We start from the raw sequence: 24,742 nt of genomic DNA, 5'->3' as shown, positions 1-24,742 counted from the left end.
CTCCGGGGATGCACGGCAGCCCCCATGACCCGTTCGTCCGCGTCCGCGGAGCACGCGAGCACAATCTCGACCATGTCGACGTGGACATCCCCCGCGACGCGATCACCGTCTTCACCGGGGTGTCCGGGTCCGGGAAGTCGTCGCTGGCGTTCGGGACGATCTACGCCGAGGCGCAGCGCCGCTACTTCGAATCGGTGGCGCCGTACGCGCGGCGGCTGATCCACCAGGTGGGCGCGCCCAAGGTCGGTGAGATCACCGGTCTGCCGCCGGCCGTCTCGCTGGAGCAGCGGCGCTCGTCGCCGGGTTCCCGCTCGTCCGTCGGCACGGTCACCACGCTCTCCAACTCGCTGCGGATGTTGTTCTCGCGCGCGGGCGACTATCCCGAGGGGGCGGACCGGCTCGACTCGGACTCCTTCTCGCCGAACACGGCGGCCGGTGCCTGCCCCGCGTGCCAGGGTCTTGGCCGGGTGCACGAGACCAGCGAGGAGTTGCTGGTGCCGGACCCCTCGCTGTCGATCCGCGAGGGCGCGATCGCCGCCTGGCCCGGCGCCTGGCAGGGGAAGAACCTGCGGGACGTGCTCGACACCCTCGGCTACGCCGTCGACCGGCCGTGGCGCGAGCTCGACCCCGAGGACCGCGAGTGGATCCTGTTCACCGACGAGCAGCCGGTCGTGACGGTCCATCCGGTCCGGGAGGCGGGGCGCATCCAACGCCCGTACCAGGGCATGTACATGAGCGCCCGGCGCTATGTGATGCACACCTTCGCCGACTCCAGGAGCCAGACGCTGCGCGCCAGGGCCGAGCGTTTTCTCAGCAGTGCGCCCTGCTCCGTCTGCCACGGGAGCAGGCTGCGGCCGGAGGCGCTCGCGGTGACCTACGCGGGCCGTACGATCGCCGAGCTGGCCGCTCTTCCGCTGACCGCCCTGGCGGAGATCCTGCCCACGGGCGCGCGGAGCGAGACGGCCCGGGTGCTGACCGGGGACCTGTCGGCACGGATCGCCACGGTCACCGAGCTCGGCCTCGGCTATCTCAGTCTGGACCGGACAACGCCGTCGCTCTCCAGTGGCGAGCTGCAGCGGCTGCGGCTCGCCACCCAGCTCCGCTCGGGGCTGTTCGGCGTGGTGTACGTCCTGGACGAGCCGTCGGCGGGCCTGCACCCCGCCGACGCCGAGGCGCTGTTCGTCGTCCTGGACCGGCTGAAGGCGGGCGGCAACACCGTCTTCGTCGTGGAGCACCATCTCGATGTCGTGCGACGTGCCGACTGGCTGGTGGACGTGGGACCGGGGGCCGGTGTCCACGGCGGGCGGGTGCTGCACAGCGGGCCGCCCGGGGAGCTCGCGGCGGTGGCCGAGTCGGTGACCCGCCGGTTCCTCTTCGACCGGGAAACGCCGGCGCGGCGTATGCTCCGTGAGCCGTCCGGCCGGCTGCGGATCGGCCCGGTGAGCCGGCACAACCTCCGGGGCCTGGAGGCGGAGTTCCCCCTCGGTGTGCTCACGGCGGTCACCGGCGTCTCCGGATCGGGGAAGTCGACGCTCGTGGGCGAGCTCGCCGATGAACTGCCGGGTGTGGAACGCCTGGTGACGGTGGACCAGAAGCCCATCGGCCGGACGCCCCGGTCGAACCTGGCGACGTACACGGGACTGTTCGACGTCGTCCGCAGGCTCTTCACGGCCACCGACGAGGCGCGGGCCCGTGGTTACAAGGCCGGCCGGTTCTCCTTCAATGTGAAGGGCGGCCGGTGCGAGACCTGTCAGGGCGAGGGGTTCGTCTCCGTGGAGCTGCTGTTCCTGCCGAGCACGTACGCCCCCTGCCCCGACTGCCACGGCGCCCGGTACAACGACGAGACCCTCCAGGTCCGGCACGCCGGCCTGAACATCGCCGAGGTGCTCGATCTGACGGTCGAGGAGGCGGCGGACTTCTTCACGGACACTCCCGCCGCCGCCCGCAGTCTGCGCACCCTGCTCGACGTGGGGCTCGGCTATCTCCGTCTGGGCCAGCCCGCGACGGAGCTCTCCGGCGGCGAGGCACAGCGCATCAAACTCGCCGCCGAACTCCAGCGACAGCGCTCGGGCCACACCCTGTACGTCCTGGACGAGCCGACGACCGGTCTGCATCCGGCCGATGTGGACGTCCTGATGCGCCGGCTCCACCAACTGGTCGACGCGGGCCACTCGGTGGTGGTCGTGGAGCACGACATGGACGTGGTCGCCGAGGCGGACTGGGTGATCGACCTGGGGCCGGGCGGAGGAGCGGAAGGCGGCCGCATCGTCGCCTCCGGTACGCCGGCGGAGGTGGCCGGCGCGGCGGGCAGCCTCACCGCGCCGTACCTGGCGGAGTCCCTCGCCGGCCGGGGCGCTTCCTAGGCGGCCGTGTCGAAGGTGTAGTGCCTGGTGTGGTCGAGCATGTCGGCCGGGGTCACGTCGTTCCACGGGCGCATGGTGTCGTGGAGGTCGACCACGTTGGGCGTACCGGCGGCCGGGAGATAGGTGGAGTCGGGGTGGCGGGCCTGCCAGTCGGCCCAGAGCTTGTCGATGAACGCGTGGTGGAGCCAGAAGACCGGATCGTTCGGGGACACTCCGGTCGCCATCTGCCCGCCGACCCACACATGGACACGGTTGTGGAGGTTGACGCCGCGCCAACCCTCCAGGTGGTTGCGGAAGCCGTCGGAGGAGCTGTTCCAGGGCGCCGTGTCGTACGTCGCCATGGCGAGGACGGAGTCGACCTCGGCCCGGGTGGGCAGCTGGCGGCCGCCCGCGCCGAGATCGCGGCGCAGGAAGTCGCGCCCGTCGACACGGACGGAGACGGTCCACCGGTTGGCGGAGCGGGCGAACGGGCCGTCCATGACCTGACCGTCACGGGAACGGCCGGAGCCGCCGAGGAAGTCGGGGGCCCACAGGGACGCGCGGGACGTGCGGTCCGTGGTCCAGTCCCAGTAGGGCAGTGCGACGGTCGCGTCGACGGCCTGGAGGGCCTGCTCGAACTGTATGAGGAAGCGGCGGTGCCAGGGCAGGAACGAGGGCGAGCGATGGCCGACACGGTCGCTGGTGTCGGTGTCGCCCATGATGAACGCGTTGTGGGTGGTGACGAAGGTGTCGTACTGGCCGGTGCGCTTGAGCTCCAGAAGGGCGTCGACGAAGCGCCGCTTCTCGGTGGCGGTGAGCTGGGCCTGGTTCTTGCGGACGGTCATGGTGGTGCGGCTCCGGAATCGGGGTGAGGATCAGGCGACGGCGAGCGGGACGAGCGTGGCGCCGCGCAGTTCACGGACGGCTACGCGGGCCACGGCCCGGGGCGTGGTGAACGGCTCGTAGTGGTTGATCACGCTGATCCAGGTTCCGTCGGCGTTCTGCATGACGTGCAGTTCCTCGCCGTCGACGTGGACGGCGTAGCCGCCGCCGTGTCCCCCGTGGTGGCCGCCTCCGTGCGCGGGGCCGCCCTGGATGCGGCGCCCCTCGAAGATCTCGTCGAAGGGCGCCGGTCCGGTGGCCTGGTGGGCCGGTGCGGCCGAGGCCGGGGAGGGGGCCGTGAGCACCTGGCCGACGGCGAGGCCGGCGGCGGCCGAGGCCGCGACGCCGAGGGCGCGGCGGCGGGTGATGGTGGACATGGGTAACCCCCTGTGTGGTGCGGTGTTTCGGTACCGCCGGGGGTCTGGTCATGTGCCCCCGGCAAGGACCATGCCTACCGGGGGTGGTCGGAGTGCGGAATTCCGCGAGCGGCGGTTGGCCTCGATGCGGACAACTCGCCCTTTCTCGTACCAGTTTGAACGAAGTTGATCTTGCTGTTGACGGGCAAGAAGGAGCCCCGGAACGAAAATCCTGCGGAGATCATGACGATCTCGTGAAGAATCTCCCGTTCCGGGACGGTAATGGTGGCGGGGCTCACGCCCGGAGACTGGCCTGAATCAGCCGCGCCTCGGCGCCTTCCGCGTCGCCCGCAGCCACTCCTTGTTCATCGCCGCGATCGACGGCAGCGGGATGCCCTTGGGGCAGGCCGTCGCGCACTCGCCGGTGAGGGTGCAGCCGCCGAAGCCCTCCGCGTCCATGGTGGCGACCATGTCGAGGACGCGGGTCTCGCGCTCCGGTGCGCCCTGCGGCAGCACATTGAGATGGTTGATCTTCGCGGAGGTGAAGAGCATCGCGGAGCCGTTGGGGCAGGCGGCGACGCAGGCGCCGCAGCCGATGCACTCGGCGTGCTCGAAGGCGAAGTCGGCGTCGGCCTTGGGCACCGGGGTCGCGTGCGCGTCCGGGGCCGCACCGGTCGGGGCGCTGATGTAGCCGCCGGCCTGGATGATCCGGTCGAACGCGGACCGGTCCACGACCAGGTCCTTGACGACCGGGAACGCGGAGGCGCGCCACGGCTCGATGTCGATGGTGTCGCCGTCCTGGAAGGACCGCATGTGGAGCTGGCAGGTGGTGGTCCGCTCGGGGCCGTGGGCGTCGCCGTTGATGACGAGGCTGCAGGCGCCGCAGATGCCCTCCCGGCAGTCGTGGTCGAAGGCGACCGGCTCCTCGCCGCGCAGGATGAGGTCCTCGTTGAGGGTGTCGAGCATCTCCAGGAACGACATGTCGGAGGAGATGTTGTCGACGTCGTAGGTGGCCATGGCGCCGGGGGCGTCGGCGTTCTTCTGGCGCCAGACGCGCAGGGTGAGCCTCATGCGTAGCTCCGCTGGGTGGGGTGGACGTACTCGAAGACGAGGTCTTCCTTGTGCAGGACGGGGGCGTCGCCGGTGCCCTGGAACTCCCAGGCGGCGGCGTAGGAGAACTCCTCGTCCCGGCGGGCGGCCTCGCCGTCCGGGGTCTGGGACTCCTCCCGGAAGTGGCCGCCGCAGGACTCCTCGCGGTGCAGCGCGTCGAGGCACATCAGCTCGGCGAGCTCCAGGTAGTCGACGATGCGGTTGGCCTTCTCGAGCGACTGGTTGAACTCCTCGCCCGTGCCGGGGACCTTGATGCGGCGCCAGAACTCCTCGCGGATCTGCGGGATCCGGTCGAGCGCCTTGCGCAGGCCGTCCTCGCTGCGGGCCATCCCGCAGAACTCCCACATCAGCTCGCCGAGTTCGCGGTGGAAGGAGTCCGGAGTCCGGTCGCCGTCGACCGACAGAAGCAGGTTCAGCCGGTCCTCGGTCTCGGCCAGCGCCTCCTGGACGGCGGGGTGGTCGGGCGTGACCTGCTGGGCGTTCGGGTTGCGGGCCAGGTAGTCGTTGATCGTCGACGGCAGGACGAAGTATCCGTCGGCGAGGCCCTGCATCAGCGCGGAGGCGCCGAGCCGGTTGGCGCCGTGGTCGGAGAAGTTGGCCTCGCCGATGGCGAAGAGGCCGGGGACGGTGGTCTGGAGGTCGTAGTCGACCCACAGTCCGCCCATCGTGTAGTGCACGGCGGGGTAGATGCGCATCGGCGTCTCGTACGGGTTCTCCGCGGTGATCCGCGCGTACATGTCGAAGAGGTTGCCGTACTTCTCCTCGACGGCCTTGCGGCCCATCCGTTTGATGGCATCGGCGAAGTCGAGGTAGACGCCCTGGCCGCCGGGTCCCACACCGCGCCCCTCGTCGCAGACGTTCTTCGCGGCGCGGGAGGCGATGTCACGGGGAACGAGGTTGCCGAAGGACGGGTAGATGCGCTCCAGGTAGTAGTCGCGCTCGTCCTCGGGGATCTCGTTCGCCGGACGGGTGTCGCCCTGCGCCTTGGGGACCCAGATGCGGCCGTCGTTGCGCAGCGACTCGCTCATCAGGGTCAGCTTGGACTGGTGGTCGCCGGTGCGCGGGATGCAGGTGGGGTGGATCTGGGTGAAGCAGGGGTTGGCGAAGTACGCGCCGCGCCGGTGCGCCCGCCAGACAGCGGTCGCATTGGAGTTCATGGCGTTGGTCGACAGATAGAAGACGTTGCCGTAGCCGCCGGAGGCGAGGACCACCGCGTCGGCGAAGTGGGTGGAGATCTCGCCGGTGATCAGGTCACGGGCGACGATGCCGCGCGCCCGGCCGTCGACGACGATCAGGTCCAGCATCTCGGTGCGCGGGTGCATCTCGATGTTGCCCGCGGCGATCTGCCGGGAGAGGGCCTGGTAGGCGCCGAGCAGGAGCTGCTGGCCCGTCTGGCCCCGGGCGTAGAACGTGCGGGAGACCTGGACGCCGCCGAAGGAGCGGGTGTCGAGGAGCCCGCCGTACTCACGGGCGAAGGGCACGCCCTGGGCGACGCACTGGTCGATGATCTCCACCGAGATCTGCGCCAGCCGGTGGACGTTGGACTCCCGGGCGCGGAAGTCGCCGCCCTTGACGGTGTCGTAGAAGAGCCGGTGGATGGAGTCGCCGTCGTTGCGGTAGTTCTTGGCGGCGTTGATGCCGCCCTGGGCGGCGATGGAGTGGGCGCGGCGCGGCGAGTCCTGGTAGCAGAACTGGACGACGTGGTAGCCCTGTTCGGCGAGGGTGGCGCCGGCCGACCCGCCGGCGAGGCCGGTGCCGACGACGATGACCGTGTGCTTGCGCCGGTTGGCCGGATTGACCAGCTTGGCCTCGAAGCGGCGCTTGTCCCAGCGCTCGGCGACGGGACCCGAGGGGGCCTTGGTGTCGACGACGGGCTCGCCGGTGGTGTAGCGGGAAAAGTTCATGTCAGCTCACGACTCCGGTCATGACGGCGACGGGTACGGAGATGAAGCCCGCGGTCAGCACCAGCGCGAGGGCGTTGGCGAGGAACCTCAGTGCGCGTTCGCGGGCGGCGTTGCCCACGCCGAGGGTCTGGGCCGCACTCCAGAAGCCGTGCCGGACGTGCAGGCCGACTGCCAGCATCGCGACGATGTAGATCACGTTGCCGTACCAGGTGGAGAAGGTGTCCACGACGTTCTGGTACGGGTGGCCTTCCTGGAATCCGCCCGGGTGGACGGTGCCGGTGGTCAGGTCGAGCACGTGCCAGACGATGAAGAGGGCGACGATGACGCCGCCCCAGCGCATGGTGCGGGTGGCGTAGGTCGCCCGCGCGCGCTTGTGGGCGTAGGCGGTGGGCCTGGCCTTGATGTCACGCCTGCTGAGCTGGTACGCGGAGACGGCATGGCCGACGACGGCGGCGAGAAGCACGATCCGGACGAGCCACAGGGCCCACTCGTGGTGCAGGACGGGGGCGCCCATGGTGCGGAGCCAGTGGCCGTAGGCGTTGAACTCACCGGGGCCGAAGAACACCTTCAGATTGCCCATCACGTGGGCGACCAGATAGCCGAGCATGATCAGGCCGCTCACGGCCATGACCGTCTTCTTGCCGAGGGTCGATCCCCAGAAGGTGCGTGTGGGGGACGGTTGTCGATCCGTCCGCGTTGCCAGAGCCATGGTCCCGACGCTAGGGCCGAAGGCCCCGAGAGGTCCAAGACATGGTCCGGCTCATCTCCATAGGCAACGCCTATCGACGGCTTATGGTGGGGTGTATGCAATTCCAGCAGTTGCTCTATTTCGTCGCCGTCGCCGAGACCCGGCACTTCACCCGCGCCGCCGAACGGGTCCATGTCTCCCAGCCGTCGCTGTCGCAGCAGATCAGGGCGCTGGAGCAGGAGCTGGGCGCCGAACTCTTCAGCCGGGCCAGGGGCAATATCGCCCTCACCGAGGCGGGCGAGGCGCTGCTGCCCCTCGCCCGCCGGATCCTCGCCGACACCGACACCGCGCGACACGAGATCCAGGAGCTGGCCCAGCTGCGCCGGGGACGGGTCAGGCTCGGGGCGACGCCGAGCCTGTGCACCGGGCTGCTGCCCGACGTCCTGCGCGCCTTCCACGATCAGCACCCTGGTGTCCGGCTGCTGATCGAGGAGAGCGGCTCGCACGACCTCGTACGGGAGCTGGCGCGAGGCGCGCTCGATCTGGCGCTGGTGGTGCTGCCGCTGCCGACGCCCTCCCCCGCGTTGACCACGGTCGAGCTGCTGCGCGAGGACCTGGTGGTCGTCTCTCCTCCTGGCTTTCATCCCGGCGGCGCCCCCGCGACGGCGGACGCGCCCGGCCGGCCGGTGCGGATCGCGGATCTGCGCGACCAGCCGCTGGTGATGTTCCGGCACGGCTACGACCTGCGGGAGCTGACCGTCGCCGCCTGCCGGGCCGAGGGCTTCGAGCCGTCGTTCACGGTGGAGGGCGGCGAGATGGACGCGGTGCTCGGGTTCGTACGGGCGGGTCTCGGCGTCGCCGTGGTCCCGGCCATGGTCGCGGCCCGGGCGGGCCGCGACCTGAGGGTGACCGCGCTCGCCAGACCGGGGCTGCGGCGGACGATCGCGCTGGCGCACCGCAGCGACGTGGCGCCGCCGCGTGCGGCCCGCGAGCTTCAGAGGGTGCTGCTGGCCTCGCGGGCCAAGTGGTAGGACGCCTGCGGACTGCCGCTGGACCGGGTCGGGCCGGGTCGGAGTCCGGCGGACGGCTCCAGGGCCGGGTCAGACCGCGTCGGCGAGCACCAGTGAGTGGATCCGGTCGGGGGCGCCGGGGCGGGCGTAGTACCACCCCTGGGCGGTGTCGCAGCCCAGTTCGCGCAGCTGCTCGGCCTGGGCGCCCGTCTCCACGCCCTCCACCGTCACCGCCAGCTCCAGGCTGTGCGCCAGCGACACGATCCCTTCGACGATCTTCAGGTCGACCGGGTCCGCCGGATGCCGCTGCATGCCCTGGGTGAAGGAACGGTCCAGCTTCAGCACGCTCACCGGCAGCCGGCGCAGGTTGGCCAGATTCGAGTAGCCGGTGCCGAAGTCGTCCAGCGCTATGTCCACGCCCATGTCGGCCAGCTGCCGCAGCGGCTTGAGGAGGTCCTCGTCGGCGCCGATCAACGCCGATTCGGTGACCTCGAGGCACAGGGCGCCCGGTTCGAGCCCGGAGCGCTCCAGGACGTCGACGGTGTCCGCGACGAGGCCCGGGTGGTGCAGCTGGGTGGGCGACAGATTGACGTTGATCCGCAGCGGGCCGCCGTCGGAGTGCCGCCGCTGCCAGTACCGGGCCTGGCGCACCGCCTCCTGGAGGACCCAGCGGCCGAGCGGCACGATCAGCCCGGTGTGCTCGGCGAGCGGGATGAAGCGGTCGGGACCGAGGACGCCGTGCTGCGGATGGCACCAGCGGACCAGCGCCTCCGCCCCGTGGACGCTCCCGTCGCCGAGATGCACCAGCGGCTGGTACTCGATGAAGAACTCGCCGCGCTCGAGCGCCGCGGGCAGCGCGGTGGTCAGGCCGTGGCGGGTGATGGCGCGGGCGTCCGCCTCCGGGTCGGCCAGCTCGAAACGGTTGCCCCCCGCCGACTTGGCCCGGTACATGGTGATGTCGGCGCTGCGCAGCACCTCGGCGGAGGTCCGTTCGCCGGCCGGGCCCTCGACGACGCCCACGCTGCCGCGCACGGTCAGTTCCCGGCCGTCGAGCCGGATGGGGGTGGCGAGGGCGCCCAGGATGCGGTGGGCGAGCTCGGCGACCTCGGCCTGGGTGTCGGGTCCGGTGGTGAGCGCCACGAACTCGTCGCCGCCGAGCCGGGCGACCATCTCCCCCGGCGCGGTGGCGCAGCTCTGCAGCCGGTCGGCGACCTCGACCAGGAGACGGTCCCCGGCGGAGTGGCCGAGGCTGTCGTTGATGGCCTTGAAGCCGTCGAGGTCGAGGTAGCAGAGGCCGAAGCGGGTGTTCCCGGCGGCGGTGAGTGCCTTGTCGAGGCGTTCGAAGAAGAGGGTCCGGTTGGGCAGTCCGGTGAGCGCGTCATGGGTGGCCTCGTACCGCAGCCGGAGGTTGAGCAGCCGCCGCTCGGTGGTGTCCTCCATGAGCGCCAGCTGGTACTGCGGGCGGCCGTCGGCGTCGCGGAGCAGCGAGACCGTCAGATTGGTCCACAGGACGGTTCCGTCGCCGCGGTAGTACGGCTTCTCGACCCGGTAGTGGTCGCGTTCGCCGCGGACCAGCTCGCTGTAGAGCTTCCAGACGTGCGGGGCATCCTCGGGGTGCACCCACTCGTTGACGTTGCGGCTGCGGACGGTGTGCTCGAGGCCGCCGAACATCCGGGTGAGAGCGTCGTTGACCTCCAGGACGTTTCCCTCGAGGTCGGCGATGCCGATGCCGATGGCCGCGCCTTCGAAGACGGCCCGGAAGCGTGCCTCGGTGGCGTGCAGGGCCTGTTGGGCGTCGATGCGGGCCAGCAGCGCCGAGCGGGCGATGGCCTCCTGCTCGGAGCGGGTGCGCTCGCGCAGGGTGTGGGCGAAGCCGGCGGCCAGCGCGTGCTGGAGGCGGGCGCAGCGGGCTCGCAGGTCCTCGGCGGTCGCGCGCTGTTCCGTACCGCAGTAGAGCACCAGATAGGAGTCGATGACCCCGAGGGTCCGGCTGAGGGCGTCGGCGTCGGTGCAGTGCGCGGCGACCAGCGCGGCGCCGACCCGGTGGGCGGGGGCGGTGTCGAAGGGCCTGGCGTGCAGCGCGTCGCACAACTCGCGGGCGAAGGGCAGCAGATGTTCTTCGAACTCGGCGCGGGTGAGTGACGTCGCCGTGAGCGGGAAGATCGCCCGGCTCCAGATCGTCACGAACCGTCTGAGTCTGTCCTCCAGGCCGTCGGGTTCCGCCGCGGAACCGGGTGCCTGCGACGGCATCTTCACGCCTTGCGCCCCACCCCTGCGAAGCCCGAGAAGGCGTATGGATCCTCTTGGTCGACCGGGCCGTCGGGCCGCCACAGCGGCATGGAGACCAGGCCGGGCTCGACCAGTTCGTATCCCTCGAAGAACGCGGCGATCTCCGGGCGGGAGCGCATCACCAGCGGGCTGCGGGCATTGCGGTAGACATCGACGACGCCGCCCGCCTGCTCCTGGGGCAGCGGGATGCCGTCGAAGGAGGCGTGGGTGAGGACGACCAGGCTGCCGGGCGCCAGGGCGTCGCGGAGCTCCGCGGCGGCCCGCTGGGGCTCGTCCTCGTCCTCCAGGAAGTGCAGTACGGCGACGAGCAGCAGGGCCACCGGCCTGTCGAGGTCGATGAGTTCGCGGACCTCGGGGCTGTCGATGATGTCCCGCGGCTTGCGCAGGTCGGCGGCGACGACGGTGGCGCGGTCGTTGCCCTCCAGCACGGCCTGGCTGTGCGCGACGGCGACGGGGTCGTAGTCGACGTACGCCACCCGGGCCTCGGGGCTCGCGGCCTGCGCGACCTCGTGGACATTGCCGAACGTCGGTATGCCGGAGCCGATGTCGAGGAACTGGGTAATGCCCTCGTCCACGGCGAAGCGGACGGCGCGGCGCATGAAGGCACGATTCGCCTGCATGATCTTCGGCAGACCCGGCAGGAATTCCATGGCTTTGCGGGCGGCCGCCCGGTCGACCTCGAAATTGTGCGAACCGCCCAGATAGAAGTCATACATGCGGGACACGCTCGGCACCGAAATGTCGATGCCCGGCGGGGCCCAGGCGGGACGCTCCATCGATGTCTCCAACAAGTCGCCACGGGGGGTGCGGCCATGTTCCTGGCCGGGTGTTCGAGCCGAGGCTACTGATCGCCCGCCAAGAGAGCGAGCGGAAACGGAAATTCACGGTCCGTTCTTGGTCACACGCCATTGGCACGTGCGGCTTCCGAGGGACGCGTGACGGCCCGAACAGACCGACACAAAGGGTCGCATGAGGCCGGCCCACCGCCACCCCGGGGGGTGTGACAGTGGGCCGGCGGGCCGGAGTCGCGGCGTGGGGGACCTACTTGGGCGCTCCGACCAGCTTTCCCTGCGGGGAGACGGCGTACCAGGTGCCGCCGACACCCTGGCCGTTGATGTCACCGGGCTTCTGGTCGCCCGAGAAGGTGTAGATCGGCCAGCAGTCGATGGTCTGCTGCTTGACGCCGTCGGGACGGGCGAAGGTGACGAAGCCCTTCTTGGTGATGCCCTCGGTGTCGTTCTTCTCGACCGGGGCCACCACCGGCCACTTCTCCAGGCAGGCGCCGGTGCAGGCCGTCTTCATCGGCCAGGCGGAGTCCTTCTTGAAGCGGTAGACCGTCATGCCCTTGGAATCGACCACGATGTCACCGAGCTTGGGGTCCTTGCGGACGGAGAGGCCGGCCAGATCGTCGGAGCCCTCCTGGCCGCTCTCCTGACCGCTCTCCGCGCCGCCGCCGTAGCCGTCGCCCTCGCCGCCGCCGGCCGCCGGGGCGGCCTTCTTCCCGTCGGGGGCCGCGGCGTACCAGGTGCCGCCGACGCCCTGGCCGTTGGCGTCGCCGGGCTTGGTGTCCTTGGCGTAGCGGTACATGGGCCAGCCGCCGAGGGTGAGCTGCTTGGTGCCGTCGGCGCGGGTCACCTCGCCGAGCAGGGCGGCGTCCGTGCCGGCCGGGACCTTCGCGTCACCGGCGGAGACCACCGGCCAGGCCTTGGCGCACTCCCCCTCGCACGTCGCCTTCGGCGGGCTCGCGGTGTCCTTGTCGAAGCGGTACAGGGTGAAGCCCTGGCTGTCGGTGACCACCTTGCCGAGCTTCTTGCTGTCCCAGACGGCGAGTTGACCCGCCGGCTTGGCGGCCTGGGTCCCGGTGTCGGCGCCGTAGCCGCTGTCGGAGCCGTAGCCGTTCTCGGCGGGGGCCTGGGCCGGGTTGGCGGCACCGACCGACTGCCCGCCCAGACGCTCGTCGCCCTTGTCCTGACCGCACGCCGTCGTCAGCGCGAGCACGGCCGCCGCGGTCAGCGCGAGAGAGGCGTTACGCCAGGTCTTCATGTCAACTCCCGTGGGGTTCTATCCGGTTGCGGCGCCTCTGTGTGCCGCTCATGGCCCTAGGTACGGGCGACCTCGTGCCTGGTGTTCAACGGTCGGGAAAAGAATTTCCCCGATGGCCCCAAACACGTCCGGGGCAGAACCCCTCCATCCGGGGAATCGTCGCCGCTCACGGCGTATCCACCCACCCTGCTGACCATGCTCATCGGGTGTACGGATCCCAAGTCGCCCGGACGGTGGCGGCCGTCGCGCTCCTGTGGCTCCTGGCCGCACCGCCCGACGCAGTCGCCGCCGCCGTCTCCGACAACTGCACCATCGCCACGATCGGGGAGGATCCCGGGTCGTCGGTCGCCGTCGCGGGGTCGGCCACCTGTAGGGCGGGGCCGCCTCCCGCACCCGAACCCCGGCCTCCCCGACCCAAACCGGCTCCGCCGCCGCCCCCTCCCCCCGTACGGGTCGCTCCGCCGCCTCCGCCGCCGCCCCCACCGCCCGCGCCGCCCCCTCCCCCGGCGCCCGCGCCGACCCCCGAACCGTCCGTGCGGCCCGAACCCCCCGCGCCGACCCCCGTCGCCCTGCCGGTCTACCGGCCCCTTCGGCGTCCCGAACCCAAGGGCGGCCCCTCCCTGGTGTCGATGACGCTCCTGGTCACCGCGCCCGCGGTGCTCGCGACGGCCGCGCTGCGCCCCCGCTCCCGCTGAACCGGAGGCTTCCTTGTCGGAATGGCTTGTTCTGACCATCGCGATGGCCGCCGCCTGCGCCGTCGTGCTCACCATCGTCGTGATCAACCACCGACGGGTCGGTGACGACGACGATCCGTCCGAGACCCCGGACGTCATGGAGTACATGACGATGATGATCGGCGTGGTCTACGCGATCGTCCTCGGTCTCGCCATCGCCGGCGTGTGGGAGGCGCGCGGCGCCGCCCAGGACACCGTGCGCCACGAGGCGCAGGCGCTGCACGAGATCTCGGCCCGGGTCGAGGTGTATCCGGAGGCGGTCCGTACCCGAATCCGGGCGGACACCGACGCGTACGCGACGCATGTGGTGACCAAGGAGTGGGACCACATGTCCACGCACGGGGAGCTCACGGAGAAGGGCACGGAACTGCTGGAGCGGGTGCGCCGCGGGGTCACCGACTACAAGCCGGCCAACGACCACGAGGGCCAGGCCTATCAGCCGCTGGTGGACCTGGTGGCGGCGGTGGACGACGCCCGGGGCGCCCGGGGGGAGAGTGCCGGGGCGACCATGCCCGGGGTCGTCTGGTTCGGCCTGATCACCGGCGCGCTGGTGACCGTCGGCCTGATCTTCACGCTGCAGATCCGGCGGACCTTCAGAGAGCTGCTGCTCGCCGGTCTCTTCAGCGCGCTGATCGCCTTTCTGCTCTTCCTGATCTGGGACTTCGACGCGCCGTTCGGGCGGGGCATCTCCGCGACTGCGGGGCCGTTCCTCGACCTGTTTCCGCACATCAGGGGGTGACCGGGGGCCGAATGGGGGACACCGGTGCCCCATTCGCCCGCCTGGGATCGCGGCTGTGGTAGTGGGCTCCTAGCGTGTCGGGCATCGAGGTGCATTTCCCGCGATTTGTGGAAACCCCTTCCGCAGCTGCTCCTCGGAGACCCGGAGGATTCACCATGCGCGCGATACGTGCCGCATCAGCCGCTCTGCTGGGAGCGGCCGCACTCGCCCTGACCGCTCCCGCCGCGTCCGCGGCCGACACCGCGAGGGCTCCGGGCGACTTCGCCATCTCGCCCTCGACGGTCGCCCCGGGCGGCCGGGTCACCCTGACCGCGCCCGGCTGCGCCACCACCGCCACGGCGTCCTCGGGCGTCTTCGACACGGTCACCATCCCGCCCGGACGCTCGGCGACGGCCACGGTGGACTTCGACGCCAAGCGCGGCGCCGTGTACACGGTGCACTTCGTCTGCAGCGGCAGCACGACGGGCACCCTCGATCTCACCATCGCCGGAGGCGCGACGGCCACGCCGACGCCGACGATCAGCTCGACCGCGCTCACCCCGTCGCGGGGTGTCCGGGGCGGCTTCGGCGGCGCCGTCAGCGGAATGAACACCGGGATGCTCGCCGCGGGAACCGGCCTCGTGGTGGTGGCGGCCACCGGCGTCATCTACGTACTGCGGCGCCGTGCCGAGGGACGCCGGCACTGACGCTGACAGGTCACGCGCCGCGCGCAGGCGGTACGCCCGTCGCCCCCGAGTCCTGGCGAGGACTCGGGGGCGACGGGCGTACTCGGACCGGGAGGTTCGGCCGGTCAGACCTTTCCGCCGGCCAGACGGCGGCGACGGGCGACGAAGACGCCGCCGCCGAGGGCGGCCACGGCGACCAGGCCGCCGCCGACCGCCATTTCAGTGGAGCTCGGACCGAGCGAGCCACCGAGGCCACCCGCCGCGCCGCGCCCGGACAGCACGGTGAACTGGGCGGTGGCGACCGCGTTGCTGTCGTTGCACCGGACAGCCAGGTTGTACTGGCCGGGCGTCGCACTGTCGAAAATACGGGCGACCGCGGTCGAGATCCCGTTGGAGCTGGGAGAGAGGGTCGTCGTCGGGAACGCGTTCGACGTGACCGTGCCCCCGCGGTTGCAGCCCCGTGCGGTGATGGTCAAGGTCGATCCCTGGTGGACCGAGAAGGGCGTGACGGTGACATCGCGTGGACCGGTGCCCCCGCTGCCCCCGTTGACGGCGAGCGCGACGGGGGCCATGAGCCCGAGGGTCGCGCAGGCGGTGGCGGCCACCGCCAGAGTGCGTGCAGCACGCATCGTGGAACCTCCAGCGAAAGGCGCCCCAAAGCGGTGCTCCGGGAGATTCGACGAGTACGCCTTTCATGATGAACCCTCACAAATACGGGCACTTCTCGCATTTCGACACTGGTCCACCCCGGTGAGCCGACACGCCGCGTCAGCGGCCGCAAACCTGACGGACCCGCAGGTCACAGACCGTCAGAAGTTTTATATGGCGATTACTCGGATGGGCCATCCCCCTGTCACCCGCCACCCGTTCGCCCCTCCCCGATCGCCGGTTCGGCATCGTGCGCTTACCGTGCGAGCAGATGTCACGAAGGGAGAACCATGGGCCTGCATTTCGGCGGCTCGGAGTTTTTCAAGAGGCGCTCGCCCTGGGGCGCCCTGGCTCTCGTCATGCTCTCCGGCATGGCGATGATGCGCAACGGCGTGGACGCGAGCATGGGTCCGCCGCAGCCCGCCGCCGCGGCGGCGCCCGACACCCGTCCGCTCGGCTCGGCGCCCACCCCGTCGGCCTCTCTGCAACCGCTGCCGTACGCCCCCGCGTCGAGGATCAAGATGCCCGCCATCCGGGTCGACGCCGCGATCATGGACGTGGGTCTGGACCCGAACGGCTGGATCCAGGCTCCGCCGCCGCAGGACTCGAACATGGCCGGCTGGTACCAGAACGGCATCGCGCCCGGTCAGCGCGGCACGTCCGTGATCGTCGGCCATGTCGACAACGCCTCGGGTCCGGCCGTCTTCTACGGTCTCGGCTCCCTGGAGAAGGGCCAGCACGTCGAGGTGGAGCGGTACGACGGCCGGGTCGCCGTCTTCGAGGTGTACGGCGTGGAGGTGTACGCGAAGGACAACTTCCCCGGCCTTCAGGTCTACGGCGACTCCGGGCACGCCGAGCTCCGGGTGATCACCTGCGGCGGCGGCTACTCGAGGGGCAGCGGCTACTCGGGCAATGTGGTGGTCTTCGCCCGGATGGTCGCCACACGCTGAGCGGCCGCCGCCCGGCGGTCAGCGGCGGGGCACCGTGATCCGGTATCCCGCGTCGAGCAGTTCGGGCAGATAGAGACGCAAGGCGGCGACGCTCTGGGAGCGGTCGCCGCCCGCGTCGTGCGACAGGACCACGACGCCGGGCCCCGCGCCGTCCAGGACCCTGCGCACGATCGCGTCGGTACCGGGCTCCTCCCAGTCGAGGGTGTCGCAGGTCCAGGCGAGCGGCTCCATGCCCAGCTCGGCGCCGATCTCGAACGAGTGCCGGTTCCACGCCCCGTAGGGGGCGCGGTACCAGAGCGGGGGGCTGCCGAGGGTCTTCTCGACCACCTCGCTGGTGCTGCCCAGCTCCTCGCGGATGCGGGACGGGGCGAGCTTCGGAACGAGCGGGTGCGACCAGGTGTGGTTGCCGACGACATGGCCGTCGTCGGCCATCTCCTTCAGCAGGTCGGGGTGTTCGACGGCCATCTCGCCGCAGACGAAGAACATCGCGCGGACGCCGTACTGGCGCAGGGTGCGCAGGATGCCGGGGGTGTAGCGGGGGTCGGGCCCGTCGTCGAAGGTGAGCACCATCGACCGGCCGACCCCGGACATCCGCAGAAACGGCCGCTGGCGCACCGGCGGAAGTGCCCGGCGGAAGCGCGGAGGCGTCGCCGCGGTCATGGGCTGGAGACGGTACGTGGAGGGGCGGAGCCGGGCCTTGCGCGGGGGTCCCGCCGCCGCGGGCGGGACGGCGGGGGGCCGGCCGGCTGTCGCGCCGGGTGTCGCGGCCCGCTCGGCGGCGAAGACACCGACCGTGGCGGTGACCCCGAGCGCGGCGGCGAGGCGCAGAACCGCCCTGCGCCGCGGGGGCATCTCATCGTTTTTCATGACTAATGGCTCGCATGATGGATGCCGCCGCGCCGGAGCAACACGGTGCCGGGGCCCCGAAAACACCCGATGAGCCCATCGCCGGACCGGCCTGGTTCAGTGCCGCCGCACCAGAGGGAACGGCAGCGTCTCGCGAATGGTCAGCCCGGTGAGGAACATGACCAGTCGGTCGACCCCGATCCCGAGCCCGCCGGTCGGCGGCATCGCGTACTCCAGGGCGTCGAGGAAGTCCTCATCGAGCTCCATGGCCTCCGGGTCGCCACCGGCGGCGAGCAGTGACTGCGCGGTCAGCCGGCGCCGCTGCTCCACCGGGTCGGTCAGCTCGGAGTAGGCGGTGCCCAGTTCCGTACCGAAGGCGACCAGATCCCAGCGCTCGGCGAGCCTCGGGTCGCGGCGGTGCTGGCGGGTCAGCGGGGAGACGTCGGTCGGGAAGTCCTTGTAGAACGTGGGCAGCTCGGTCCGCTCCTCGACCAGCCGCTCGTACATCTCCAGGACGACGTCCCCACGGGTGTCGTCGGGCGTGTGCGGCACCCCGGCTCGGTCGCACAGCCCGCGCAGCACCCGTTCGTCGGTACCCGCGTCGACCTCCTCGCCGAGGGCGTCGGACACCGCGCCGTACACCGTCTTCACCGGCCAGGGCCCGGAGATGTCGTGCACCTCCGGCCTTCCGTCCGGGCCGGCCTTGTGGGCGACGGGAGCGCCGAAGGCGGCGACGGCCGCCCCCTGGATCAGCTCGCGGGTCAGCTCGAGCATCACGTCGTAGTCGGCGAAGGCCTGATAGGCCTCCAGCATCGTGAATTCCGGGTTGTGTTTGTACGAGACGCCCTCGTTGCGGAAGGTGCGGCCCATCTCGAACACCTTCTCCAGACCACCCACGCACAGCCGCTTCAGATAGAGCTCGGGCGCGATCCGCAGATACAGATCGAGGTCGTAGGCGTTGATGTGGGTGGTGAAGGGGCGGGCGTTGGCCCCGCCGTGGATCTGCTGGAGCATCGGGGTCTCGACCTCCAGATAGCCGCGGTCCAGGAGGCCCTGGCGCAGCGCCTGGACGGCGGTGGAGCGGGCGCGTACGACGTCGCGGGCGTCCGGGCGGGCGACGAGGTCGAGATAGCGGCGGCGGACCCGCGCCTCCGGGTCGGCGAGCCCGCGCCGCTTGTCGGGCAGGGGTCGCAGGCACTTGGCGGTGAGCTGCCAGTCGGTGACGAGGACGGAGAGCTCGCCGCGGTCGCTGGTGCCGATGTCACCGGTGGCGATGACGTGGTCGCCGAGATCGATGTCACGGCTGAAACGGCGCAGTACACCCGGACCGGAACCGTCCCGGGTGAGGAGGAGCTGCCGGTCCCCCGACCAGTCGCGCAGCACGGCGAAGACGACTCCCCCGAAGTCGCGTACGGCCATGACACGTCCGGCGACGGTGACCCGCTCTCCGCGCCGGTCGGCGGTGACCTCGGCGAGCGTGGCGGTGCGCGGGGCGATCCCGACCGGGTACGGGTCGACGCCGTCGGCGCGCAGGCGCTCCAGCTTGCGGTGACGGATCCGCACCTGCTCGGGCAGCGGCCGTTCCCGCTCCGCCACGGCGGCGTCGGGGCCGGCCAGTCCGAGGGAGTCGATCGACGGCAGGCCCTCGGTGGTGACGGGGCTGGTGACGCCCTTGGGGCGGCCCTTGCCCCATAGCTTGCGCAGGCTCGGTACGGAGACGAAGCCCTCGGCGATGCCGGAGGCGAGGCCGATCCGGGCGAGGGAGCCGGCGTCCCCGTAGCAGAGGAAGCGGGGGTACCACTCGGGCTGGTACTTCACATTGGACCGGTACAGCGCCTCCAGCTGCCACCACTTGGAGAAGAAGAGCAGCAGTCTGCGCCAGGCGCGCAGGACGGGCCCGGCACCGATCCTGGCGCCCTCCTCGAAGACCGAGCGGAACACGGCGAAGTTGAGGGAGATCCGGCGCACGCCGAGTTTCGGGGCGGCGGCGCACAGCTCGGCGACCATGAACTCCATGACGCCGTTGGGGGCGGTGCGGTCGCGGCGCATCAGGTCGAGCGAGATGCCGTCGCGGCCCCAGGGGACGAAGGAGAGCAGTGCGACCAGTTCGCCTCGCCCGTCGAAGGCCTCGACCAGCAGACAGTCCCCGTCGGCGGGGTCGCCGAGCCGGTCCAGGGCCATGGAGAAGCCGCGTTCGGTCTCGGTGTCGCGCCAGGCGTCGGCCCGGTCGACGATGCGGCGCATCTCCTCGTCGGTGAGCCGGGAGTGGCGGCGGATGGTGGTGCTCGCGCCGGTACGGGCGACCCGGTTGACCGCCTGGCGGGTCACCCGCATCTCGCGGCCGTTCAGATCGAAGCGGGCGACCTGCAGGATCGCCTCGTCGCCGAGCTGGATGGCGCCGAGGCCGGAGCGGGCGAAGGCCCTCGCCCCCTCCTCGGACGCCCCCATCACGGCGGGGGCCCAGGCGTAGCGGCGGGCGACGTCCAGCCAGGCCTCGATCGCCTGTGTCCATGCCTCGCGGTCGCCGACGGGGTCGCCGCTGGCCAGGCAGACGCCGGCCTCGACGCGGTAGGTGACGGCGGCCTTGCCGCTGGGCGAGAAGACGACGGCCTTGTCGCGGCGCGTGGCGAAGTAGCCGAGTGAGTCCTGGGAGCCGTACGCCCCGAGCAGGGCGCGGATGCGCGGCTCCTCGTCCCCCTGCAGGGCGGCTTCCATGCGCTGGGAACGGAAGAGCGTCGCGGCGGACGCCAGCAGTGCCAGGGCGCCGAAGAGCCCGGGGAAGAAGAAGAGCAGCCGGGGCGGGCGCCCGTCGAACTGCTCGCCGGACACCAGCCCGCCGAGCACCCGGTTGGCCGCCCACAGCAGCCGCTGCCCTCGCGGGAGAGTGCCCGGGAACAGCTCGATCAGACCCCATGCCACGAGCACCCCGGCGGCGAGCCCGAGGACCAGCACGAGCAGCGCCCGCCGCAGGGCACCGCGCCGGGTCCTGGCGTAGAACTCGTGCCGGGCCAGGACCAGCACCGTCAGCGCGGCGGCGCTGACGACGAGGTTGGGGATCCAGATCCAGTCGCGATCGAAGGCGAGCAGCAGGACGTCGGAGAGGAGCAGCAGGTCCAGATAGGCGACGACCAGCCACCAGGCCGCCTTCTTGCGGGCGCCGATGGCGGCGGCGAGCAGCAGCAGGAAGACCGCGTAGGCGAGGTTGGCGCTCACGGGGACGGCGACCCGGTCGAGGAACCGGACGACCGGCCCCAGGCCGGCGCGCAGGGGCGGGACGAGGGAGAGGAGCACGCAGAACAGCCCGAGCCCGGAGAAGAACACGGCGAAGGCGTTCGGAACCTTGCTCAGGCGGTCGCGGCGGCCCGCGCCGGGCGCACGGGCGGAAGAGGGTGCGGGAGAGGGCTGCCCCACGCTGACACTCATGCTCCGACTGTAGGGAGCCGCCGCTGGGGTCGCCTGTCGGGTGGGAAGGGGGCGGCCCGGCACGATCCGAAAGACAGGCCGTAGCCTCGGTGGTGTGAGTGATCAGCGGCAGCCAGAGCGGTTCGAGCGGGGTACGGACGGTCCGAAGGTGATCGTGGCCGGCGTCGACGGATCGCAGTCCTCGCTGCGCGCGGCGGCCTACGCGGCCGGTCTGGCCCGCCGCCAGAACGCGCTGCTGGCCCTGGTGTACGTCCAGCCGGTGATGCCGGCCGGCGCGGCGCTCGGGGCGCCGGTGGCGGACACCACCGGCGAGATCGCCGAGGAGCTGGTGGCCGAGATCCGGGAGGCGGCCGAGCGGGTCAGGGAGATCTGGGAGGTCCGCTGGGAGTTCCACACCTTCCGCGGCGATCCGTACACGGGTCTGGTGAGGGCGGCCGACGAGTTGAAGGCCGATGCCGTGGTGGTGGGAGCCTCGGAGTCGGCGGGCCACCGGTTCGTCGGATCCGTGGCGGTGCGGCTGGTGAAGGCCGGGCGCTGGCCGGTGACCGTAGTGCCCTGACCCGCGCGCGGACTGTGTGTCGGCGCTCGTGGTCGCCGCGCGTGCGTGACGATCGCCTGAGCGCCGTCTTCCGTGGGGGGCGCCGGTGGGCCATCATGATCCGCCGTCAGCCGATGCCGTCTGCGAAGAGGTGACGTCCATGGCCGGATTCCGGATGGGACACGGCGTGCTGCGCCGCAAGCCCATCGAGCAGATCGAAGAGACCGACGTCCACCAGCGGCTGACCCGGAGCCTGGGTCTGTGGCAGCTGACCGCCATCGGCGTCGGCGGCATCATCGGCGCCGGTATCTTCACGCTGGCCGGCACCGTCGCCAATGGCACGGCCGGGCCCGCGGTGCTGCTGTCGTTCCTGATCGCGGGCGTGGCCAGCGCGGCGGCGGCGTTCAGCTACGCGGAGTTCGCCGGGCTGATCCCGAAGGCCGGTTCCGCGTACACGTACGGCTACGCCGTCCTCGGCGAGCTGGTCGGCTGGTTCATCGGCTGGGACCTGCTGCTCGAGTACACCGCGATCGTGGCGGTCGTCGCCATCGGGATCTCGGGCTACTTCAGCTTCCTGATCGAGGAGATGGGTGCCGAGCTGCCCGCCTGGATGCTGGGCGCGCCGGGCACCGGCGACGGTCACCGGGTCGATCTCTTCGCGGCGCTGCTGTGTCTGCTGATCGCCTATCTGCTCACGCTCGGCATCAAGAACGCGGCCCGCTTCGAGACGGTCGTGGTGGTGCTGAAGGTGCTGGTGGTGCTGTTGGTGATCGGTGTGGGTGTCTTCCACATCGACACCTCGAACTACAACCCGTTCTTCCCCTATGGCGTCGGCGGCGCGTTCACCGGCGCGGCGACGGTGTTCTTCGCGGTCTTCGGGTACGACGCCATGTCGACGGCGGCCGAGGAGTCCAAGGACGCCCAGCGCCACATGCCGAAGGCGATCCTGTACTCGCTGGCCATCTCGATGGTGCTGTACGTCCTGGCCTGTCTGGTGCTGACGGGGATGCAGAACTACAAGGACATCGACCAGGAGAGCGGGTTCTCCTCGGCGTTCAAGGCGGTGGGGCTCAGCGGGCTCGCGGACGTGATCGCGGTCGGCGCCATCATCGGCATCCTGACCGTCATGTTCACGTTCATGCTGGGCGTCACCCGGGTGTGGTTCAGCATGAGCCGCGACGGCCTGCTGCCGAAGTGGTTCGCGAAGACCCACGAGACGCGCCATGTGCCGACCCGGGTGACCTGGATCGTCGGCTTCGCCTCCGCGGTGATCGCCGGCTTCCTGCCGATCGGCGAGGCGGCCGAGCTGACCAACATCGGCATTCTGCTGGCGTTCGTGGTGGTGTGCGTCGCGGTGATCGTGCTGCGCTACAAGCGGCCGGAGCTGCCGCGCACCTTCCGCTGCCCGGGGATGCCGGTGGTGCCCGCGCTCGGCGTGGTCTTCTCGATCTGGCTGATCACGTTCCTGCAGTGGCAGACGTGGGTGCGGTTCGCGGTCTGGTTCCTGATCGGTCTGGTCGTGTACTTCGGCTACTCGTACCGCAAGTCCGAGCTGGCCAGGACGGAGGAGGAGGCCCCGGCGCCGCCGCCCCGCGGCTGACCGGCCCCCCGTTTCCCCTCACCCGGCCGCTACTTCCCCATCACCAGACCGTCCTTGGCCGCTCCCCGGGCAAGGACGGTCGCGCGGATCCCGTCGCGTACGTCGGCGAGGCCCGCGCCCGCGTCGATGGCGGCGTTGAGGTTGAGCACGCGGCCGGACCCGGGGTCGAACATCTGTGGGATGAACTCGGCCTTGGTGACCTCCCAGCGCGCTCCGGGAGTGCGGGGAGGCATGAAGGTGAAGCGGCCGAGGGTGCCCTGGTTGCCCCGGGGGTCGAACGCCCCGGAGTAGTTGTACATGTCGCCCGCGATCTGGTCGCCCATGCCGTAGATGATCCAGGTGCCGTTGACCTTCTCGTACGCCTGCGGGATGTGGGCGTGGGTGCCAATGATCAGGTCGATGTCGGGCCGGGTGCCGGTCCTGGAGGCGGTGAGCGCCCTGCCGAGGGTCAGTTGGCGCTCGTCGGGGTCGGTCTGCCACTCGGTGCCCCAGTGCATGCTGACCACGACGACATCGGCGCCGGCCTTCCGGGCTTCCCTGGCATCGGCGATGATCTTGTTCTGGTCGATGAGGTCGACCGCCCAGGGCTGTCCCTCGGGCAGCGGATAGCCGTTGGTGTCGTAGGTGTAGGCGAGCTGTGCGACGGTCGCGCCGCCCGCCTTGAGCAGGGTGGGGCGGGCGGCCTCGGCGGCGGTCCGGGCGGAGCCCGCGTGCCGGACGCCCGCCTTGTCGAGGGCGTCCAGGGTGCGGCGCAGGCCCGCGGCGCCGTCGTCCAGGCTGTGGTTGGAGGCCGTGGAGCAGGAGTCGTAGCCGGTCGCCCGCAGCGCGGTGGCGACCTGGGGCGGCGAGACGAAGGCCGGGTAGCCGGTGAAGGGGCCGCCTTCCTCGCCGTACACCGTCTCCATGTGGCAGATCGCCAGGTCGGCCCCGGAGACGACCGGCGCGACGCCGGCGAGCATGGGCCGGAAGTCGTAGCCCGAGCCGCCCGCGTCGGCGGCGGCCTGGCGGATGATCGAGGCGTGCGGCAGGACGTCCCCCGAGGCGACGAGGGTGAATCCGGCCGGTGTCGAGGCACCGCCGTCGACCGCCGAGGGGGCGGTCGGGCGCCCGGAGTCCCCCCGGGGCAGCGCGCCTTCCGCGTTCGTCCTGGTGCCCGAACAGCCGGTCGCCGCCGTGAGCAGGGCGGCCGCGACGGCCACCGCTCCGTGACGCGTCCACTTGGTCATCAGCCCAGCTCCGAATGCATGAGTACGACGATCGGACCGTCTGACCACACAGGGGAGAAAAGCCCCCGTCAAGGAACAAGGCCGGTGAACGCCCCAAAGACCCCCTATGAGCGCATCGGCTCCGCCGGCCGGCCACGAACCGCCGCCCGCGCGCTCTTCCCTCCCGCGCAGCCACCGCCGCACAATGCCCCTGTGACGCTGACTCTCGCCGCCGCCGAAAAGATCCTCGCCGACAACTTCGCCCCCTGAGTCCTCGATCTCGGCCTCCGCGTGGTCGACACCGGTGAGCAGGAAGCCGTCCTGCGCCTCCCGTGGTCGGACCGGCTCGCCCGAGAGGGCGGCGGGCTCAGCGGCCAGGCCCTGATGGCCGCCGCGGACACGGCGACGGTCGTGGCGGTGTCGGCCGCGCGCGGCGGCTTCGTCCCCATGACGACCGTGCAACAGTCGATCACCTACCAGCGGGCGGTGCTGGGCGCCGACGTCCTGGTACACGCCCGGCTGACCAAGACCGGCCGGCGCATGGCCTTCGCGGACATCACCATGCGCGCCGAGAACTCGGACGAGACGGCCGCACACGCGACCGCCGTGTACGCCCTGCTGGGCTGACACCTCGTCATATAGGCGTCAGAAAAGGGCCCTTGCGGCGTCCCGCAGGTCCCGTACGTCACCGCCGTCGCCCCGCTTCCCACCCGCCACGACGCGGCCGGAAAACGTATCCGAAACCACACCCGCGAGTTGAGCAAAGAGCG

General features: G+C 71.2%; 20 protein-coding genes and 1 pseudogene. 9 read left to right on the top strand and 12 right to left on the bottom strand.

Annotation, left to right across the window (positions count from 1 at the left end; genetic code table 11):
* The first annotated feature begins 8 nt into the window (after positions 1-8).
* Positions 9-2,363: an ATP-binding cassette domain-containing protein gene (locus ACZ5VC_RS23100; protein WP_469121918.1), complete on the top strand. Its 2,355-nt coding sequence runs from the start codon at positions 9-11 to the stop codon at positions 2,361-2,363.
* On the opposite strand, the gene melC2 is transcribed toward ACZ5VC_RS23100, so the two are convergent.
* From melC2 to ACZ5VC_RS23075, 5 genes are all read right to left on the bottom strand, one after another.
* Entirely contained in the window at positions 2,360-3,187 is an 828-nt protein-coding gene (melC2, locus tag ACZ5VC_RS23095; protein ID WP_469121917.1) for a tyrosinase MelC2, read from the bottom strand. The genes ACZ5VC_RS23100 and melC2 overlap by 4 nt on opposite strands.
* A gap of 30 nt (positions 3,188-3,217) precedes the next feature.
* Positions 3,218-3,601 carry an apotyrosinase chaperone MelC1 gene (melC1, locus tag ACZ5VC_RS23090; protein WP_469121916.1) on the bottom strand — a complete coding sequence of 128 codons (384 nt, stop codon included), beginning with the start codon at positions 3,599-3,601 and terminating at the stop codon, positions 3,218-3,220.
* A 297-nt stretch (positions 3,602-3,898) separates the two neighbouring features.
* Entirely contained in the window at positions 3,899-4,651 is a 753-nt protein-coding gene (locus ACZ5VC_RS23085) for a succinate dehydrogenase/fumarate reductase iron-sulfur subunit (protein WP_469121915.1), read from the bottom strand.
* A complete protein-coding gene (locus ACZ5VC_RS23080; RefSeq protein ID WP_469121914.1) occupies positions 4,648-6,594 on the bottom strand; it encodes a fumarate reductase/succinate dehydrogenase flavoprotein subunit in 1,947 nt (648 codons plus the stop codon). Before ACZ5VC_RS23080 ends, ACZ5VC_RS23085 begins: the two co-directional genes overlap by 4 nt.
* A 1-nt stretch (position 6,595) precedes the next feature.
* The gene (locus tag ACZ5VC_RS23075; protein WP_469121913.1) at positions 6,596-7,303 is read right to left on the bottom strand and encodes a succinate dehydrogenase; all 708 of its coding nucleotides are present in this window, start codon (positions 7,301-7,303) and stop codon (positions 6,596-6,598) included.
* 95 nt (positions 7,304-7,398) lie between these two features.
* Here ACZ5VC_RS23075 and ACZ5VC_RS23070 point away from each other — a divergent pair, with 95 nt between their 5' ends.
* Positions 7,399-8,313: a LysR family transcriptional regulator gene (locus ACZ5VC_RS23070; RefSeq protein ID WP_469121912.1), complete on the top strand. Its 915-nt coding sequence runs from the start codon at positions 7,399-7,401 to the stop codon at positions 8,311-8,313.
* Positions 8,314-8,382: 69 nt separating this feature from the next.
* On the opposite strand, the gene ACZ5VC_RS23065 is transcribed toward ACZ5VC_RS23070, so the two are convergent.
* The 3 genes from ACZ5VC_RS23065 to ACZ5VC_RS23055 form a co-directional block, all read right to left on the bottom strand.
* The gene (locus ACZ5VC_RS23065) at positions 8,383-10,542 is read right to left on the bottom strand and encodes a putative bifunctional diguanylate cyclase/phosphodiesterase (protein WP_469121911.1); all 2,160 of its coding nucleotides are present in this window, start codon (positions 10,540-10,542) and stop codon (positions 8,383-8,385) included.
* Positions 10,543-10,544: 2 nt separating this feature from the next.
* A complete protein-coding gene (locus ACZ5VC_RS23060) occupies positions 10,545-11,357 on the bottom strand; it encodes an SAM-dependent methyltransferase (RefSeq protein WP_469121910.1) in 813 nt (270 codons plus the stop codon).
* 265 nt (positions 11,358-11,622) lie between these two features.
* On the bottom strand, positions 11,623-12,624 hold the full coding sequence (locus ACZ5VC_RS23055; RefSeq protein WP_469121909.1) for an SCO0930 family lipoprotein: 1,002 nt from the start codon (positions 12,622-12,624) through the stop codon (positions 11,623-11,625).
* A gap of 533 nt (positions 12,625-13,157) precedes the next feature.
* On the opposite strand from ACZ5VC_RS23055, the gene ACZ5VC_RS23050 reads away from it, so the two are divergent.
* The 3 genes from ACZ5VC_RS23050 to ACZ5VC_RS23040 all read left to right on the top strand — a co-directional run bounded on the left by ACZ5VC_RS23050 (position 13,158) and on the right by ACZ5VC_RS23040 (position 14,783).
* Positions 13,158-13,319, top strand: a complete 162-nt coding sequence (locus ACZ5VC_RS23050; RefSeq protein WP_469121908.1) for a hypothetical protein — start codon at positions 13,158-13,160, stop codon at positions 13,317-13,319.
* Between the two features lie 13 nt (positions 13,320-13,332).
* The gene (locus ACZ5VC_RS23045) at positions 13,333-14,097 is read left to right on the top strand and encodes a bestrophin-like domain (RefSeq protein WP_469121907.1); all 765 of its coding nucleotides are present in this window, start codon (positions 13,333-13,335) and stop codon (positions 14,095-14,097) included.
* A gap of 155 nt (positions 14,098-14,252) precedes the next feature.
* Positions 14,253-14,783 (top strand): hypothetical protein, encoded by a 531-nt coding sequence (locus tag ACZ5VC_RS23040; protein ID WP_469121906.1) that lies wholly within the window; start codon positions 14,253-14,255, stop codon positions 14,781-14,783.
* A 104-nt stretch (positions 14,784-14,887) separates the two neighbouring features.
* Here ACZ5VC_RS23040 and ACZ5VC_RS23035 read toward each other — a convergent pair whose 3' ends face one another.
* Entirely contained in the window at positions 14,888-15,391 is a 504-nt protein-coding gene (locus tag ACZ5VC_RS23035; protein ID WP_469121905.1) for a hypothetical protein, read from the bottom strand.
* A gap of 309 nt (positions 15,392-15,700) precedes the next feature.
* Between ACZ5VC_RS23035 and ACZ5VC_RS23030 the strand changes: the two genes are divergently transcribed.
* Positions 15,701-16,360, top strand: a complete 660-nt coding sequence (locus ACZ5VC_RS23030) for a class F sortase (protein ID WP_469121904.1) — start codon at positions 15,701-15,703, stop codon at positions 16,358-16,360.
* Between the two features lie 18 nt (positions 16,361-16,378).
* Here the strand turns inward: ACZ5VC_RS23030 and ACZ5VC_RS23025 are convergent, their stop codons facing one another.
* Positions 16,379-17,227, bottom strand: a complete 849-nt coding sequence (locus tag ACZ5VC_RS23025; RefSeq protein WP_469121903.1) for a polysaccharide deacetylase family protein — start codon at positions 17,225-17,227, stop codon at positions 16,379-16,381.
* A gap of 96 nt (positions 17,228-17,323) precedes the next feature.
* Positions 17,324-20,629 carry a bifunctional lysylphosphatidylglycerol synthetase/lysine--tRNA ligase LysX gene (gene lysX / locus ACZ5VC_RS23020; protein ID WP_469121902.1) on the bottom strand — a complete coding sequence of 1,102 codons (3,306 nt, stop codon included), beginning with the start codon at positions 20,627-20,629 and terminating at the stop codon, positions 17,324-17,326.
* 94 nt (positions 20,630-20,723) lie between these two features.
* Between lysX and ACZ5VC_RS23015 the strand changes: the two genes are divergently transcribed.
* Entirely contained in the window at positions 20,724-21,188 is a 465-nt protein-coding gene (locus ACZ5VC_RS23015; RefSeq protein WP_469121901.1) for a universal stress protein, read from the top strand.
* Between the two features lie 139 nt (positions 21,189-21,327).
* Entirely contained in the window at positions 21,328-22,767 is a 1,440-nt protein-coding gene (locus ACZ5VC_RS23010) for an amino acid permease (protein WP_469121900.1), read from the top strand.
* Positions 22,768-22,796: 29 nt separating this feature from the next.
* Here the strand turns inward: ACZ5VC_RS23010 and ACZ5VC_RS23005 are convergent, their stop codons facing one another.
* Positions 22,797-23,993 carry a CapA family protein gene (locus tag ACZ5VC_RS23005; protein WP_469121899.1) on the bottom strand — a complete coding sequence of 399 codons (1,197 nt, stop codon included), beginning with the start codon at positions 23,991-23,993 and terminating at the stop codon, positions 22,797-22,799.
* Positions 23,994-24,185: 192 nt separating this feature from the next.
* Here ACZ5VC_RS23005 and ACZ5VC_RS23000 point away from each other — a divergent pair.
* Positions 24,186-24,599: pseudogene (locus ACZ5VC_RS23000) on the top strand (PaaI family thioesterase).
* Positions 24,600-24,742 lie beyond the last annotated feature (143 nt).

The sequence above is a fragment of the Streptomyces sp. NPDC033174 genome, from assembly GCF_055577795.1.
This window is presented reverse-complemented; position numbering and strand designations above follow the sequence as displayed.

Bases quoted from the DNA above. Each gene is read 5' to 3' on its own strand.
- ACZ5VC_RS23010 (WP_469121900.1), top strand. From the start codon at position 21,328: ATGGCCGGATTCCGGATGGGACACGGCGTGCTGCGCCGCAAGCCCATC.
- melC2 (WP_469121917.1), bottom strand. From the start codon at position 3,187: ATGACCGTCCGCAAGAACCAGGCCCAGCTCACCGCCACCGAGAAGCGG.
- melC1 (WP_469121916.1), bottom strand. From the start codon at position 3,601: ATGTCCACCATCACCCGCCGCCGCGCCCTCGGCGTCGCGGCCTCGGCC.
- ACZ5VC_RS23080 (WP_469121914.1), bottom strand. From the start codon at position 6,594: ATGAACTTTTCCCGCTACACCACCGGCGAGCCCGTCGTCGACACCAAG.
- ACZ5VC_RS23005 (WP_469121899.1), bottom strand. From the start codon at position 23,993: ATGACCAAGTGGACGCGTCACGGAGCGGTGGCCGTCGCGGCCGCCCTG.
- ACZ5VC_RS23035 (WP_469121905.1), bottom strand. From the start codon at position 15,391: ATGCGTGCTGCACGCACTCTGGCGGTGGCCGCCACCGCCTGCGCGACC.
- ACZ5VC_RS23100 (WP_469121918.1), top strand. From the start codon at position 9: ATGCACGGCAGCCCCCATGACCCGTTCGTCCGCGTCCGCGGAGCACGC.
- ACZ5VC_RS23040 (WP_469121906.1), top strand. From the start codon at position 14,253: ATGCGCGCGATACGTGCCGCATCAGCCGCTCTGCTGGGAGCGGCCGCA.
- ACZ5VC_RS23075 (WP_469121913.1), bottom strand. From the start codon at position 7,303: ATGGCTCTGGCAACGCGGACGGATCGACAACCGTCCCCCACACGCACC.
- ACZ5VC_RS23070 (WP_469121912.1), top strand. From the start codon at position 7,399: ATGCAATTCCAGCAGTTGCTCTATTTCGTCGCCGTCGCCGAGACCCGG.
- ACZ5VC_RS23030 (WP_469121904.1), top strand. From the start codon at position 15,701: ATGGGCCTGCATTTCGGCGGCTCGGAGTTTTTCAAGAGGCGCTCGCCC.
- ACZ5VC_RS23055 (WP_469121909.1), bottom strand. From the start codon at position 12,624: ATGAAGACCTGGCGTAACGCCTCTCTCGCGCTGACCGCGGCGGCCGTG.
- ACZ5VC_RS23060 (WP_469121910.1), bottom strand. From the start codon at position 11,357: ATGGAGCGTCCCGCCTGGGCCCCGCCGGGCATCGACATTTCGGTGCCG.
- ACZ5VC_RS23025 (WP_469121903.1), bottom strand. From the start codon at position 17,227: ATGAAAAACGATGAGATGCCCCCGCGGCGCAGGGCGGTTCTGCGCCTC.
- lysX (WP_469121902.1), bottom strand. From the start codon at position 20,629: ATGAGTGTCAGCGTGGGGCAGCCCTCTCCCGCACCCTCTTCCGCCCGT.
- ACZ5VC_RS23065 (WP_469121911.1), bottom strand. From the start codon at position 10,542: ATGCCGTCGCAGGCACCCGGTTCCGCGGCGGAACCCGACGGCCTGGAG.
- ACZ5VC_RS23085 (WP_469121915.1), bottom strand. From the start codon at position 4,651: ATGAGGCTCACCCTGCGCGTCTGGCGCCAGAAGAACGCCGACGCCCCC.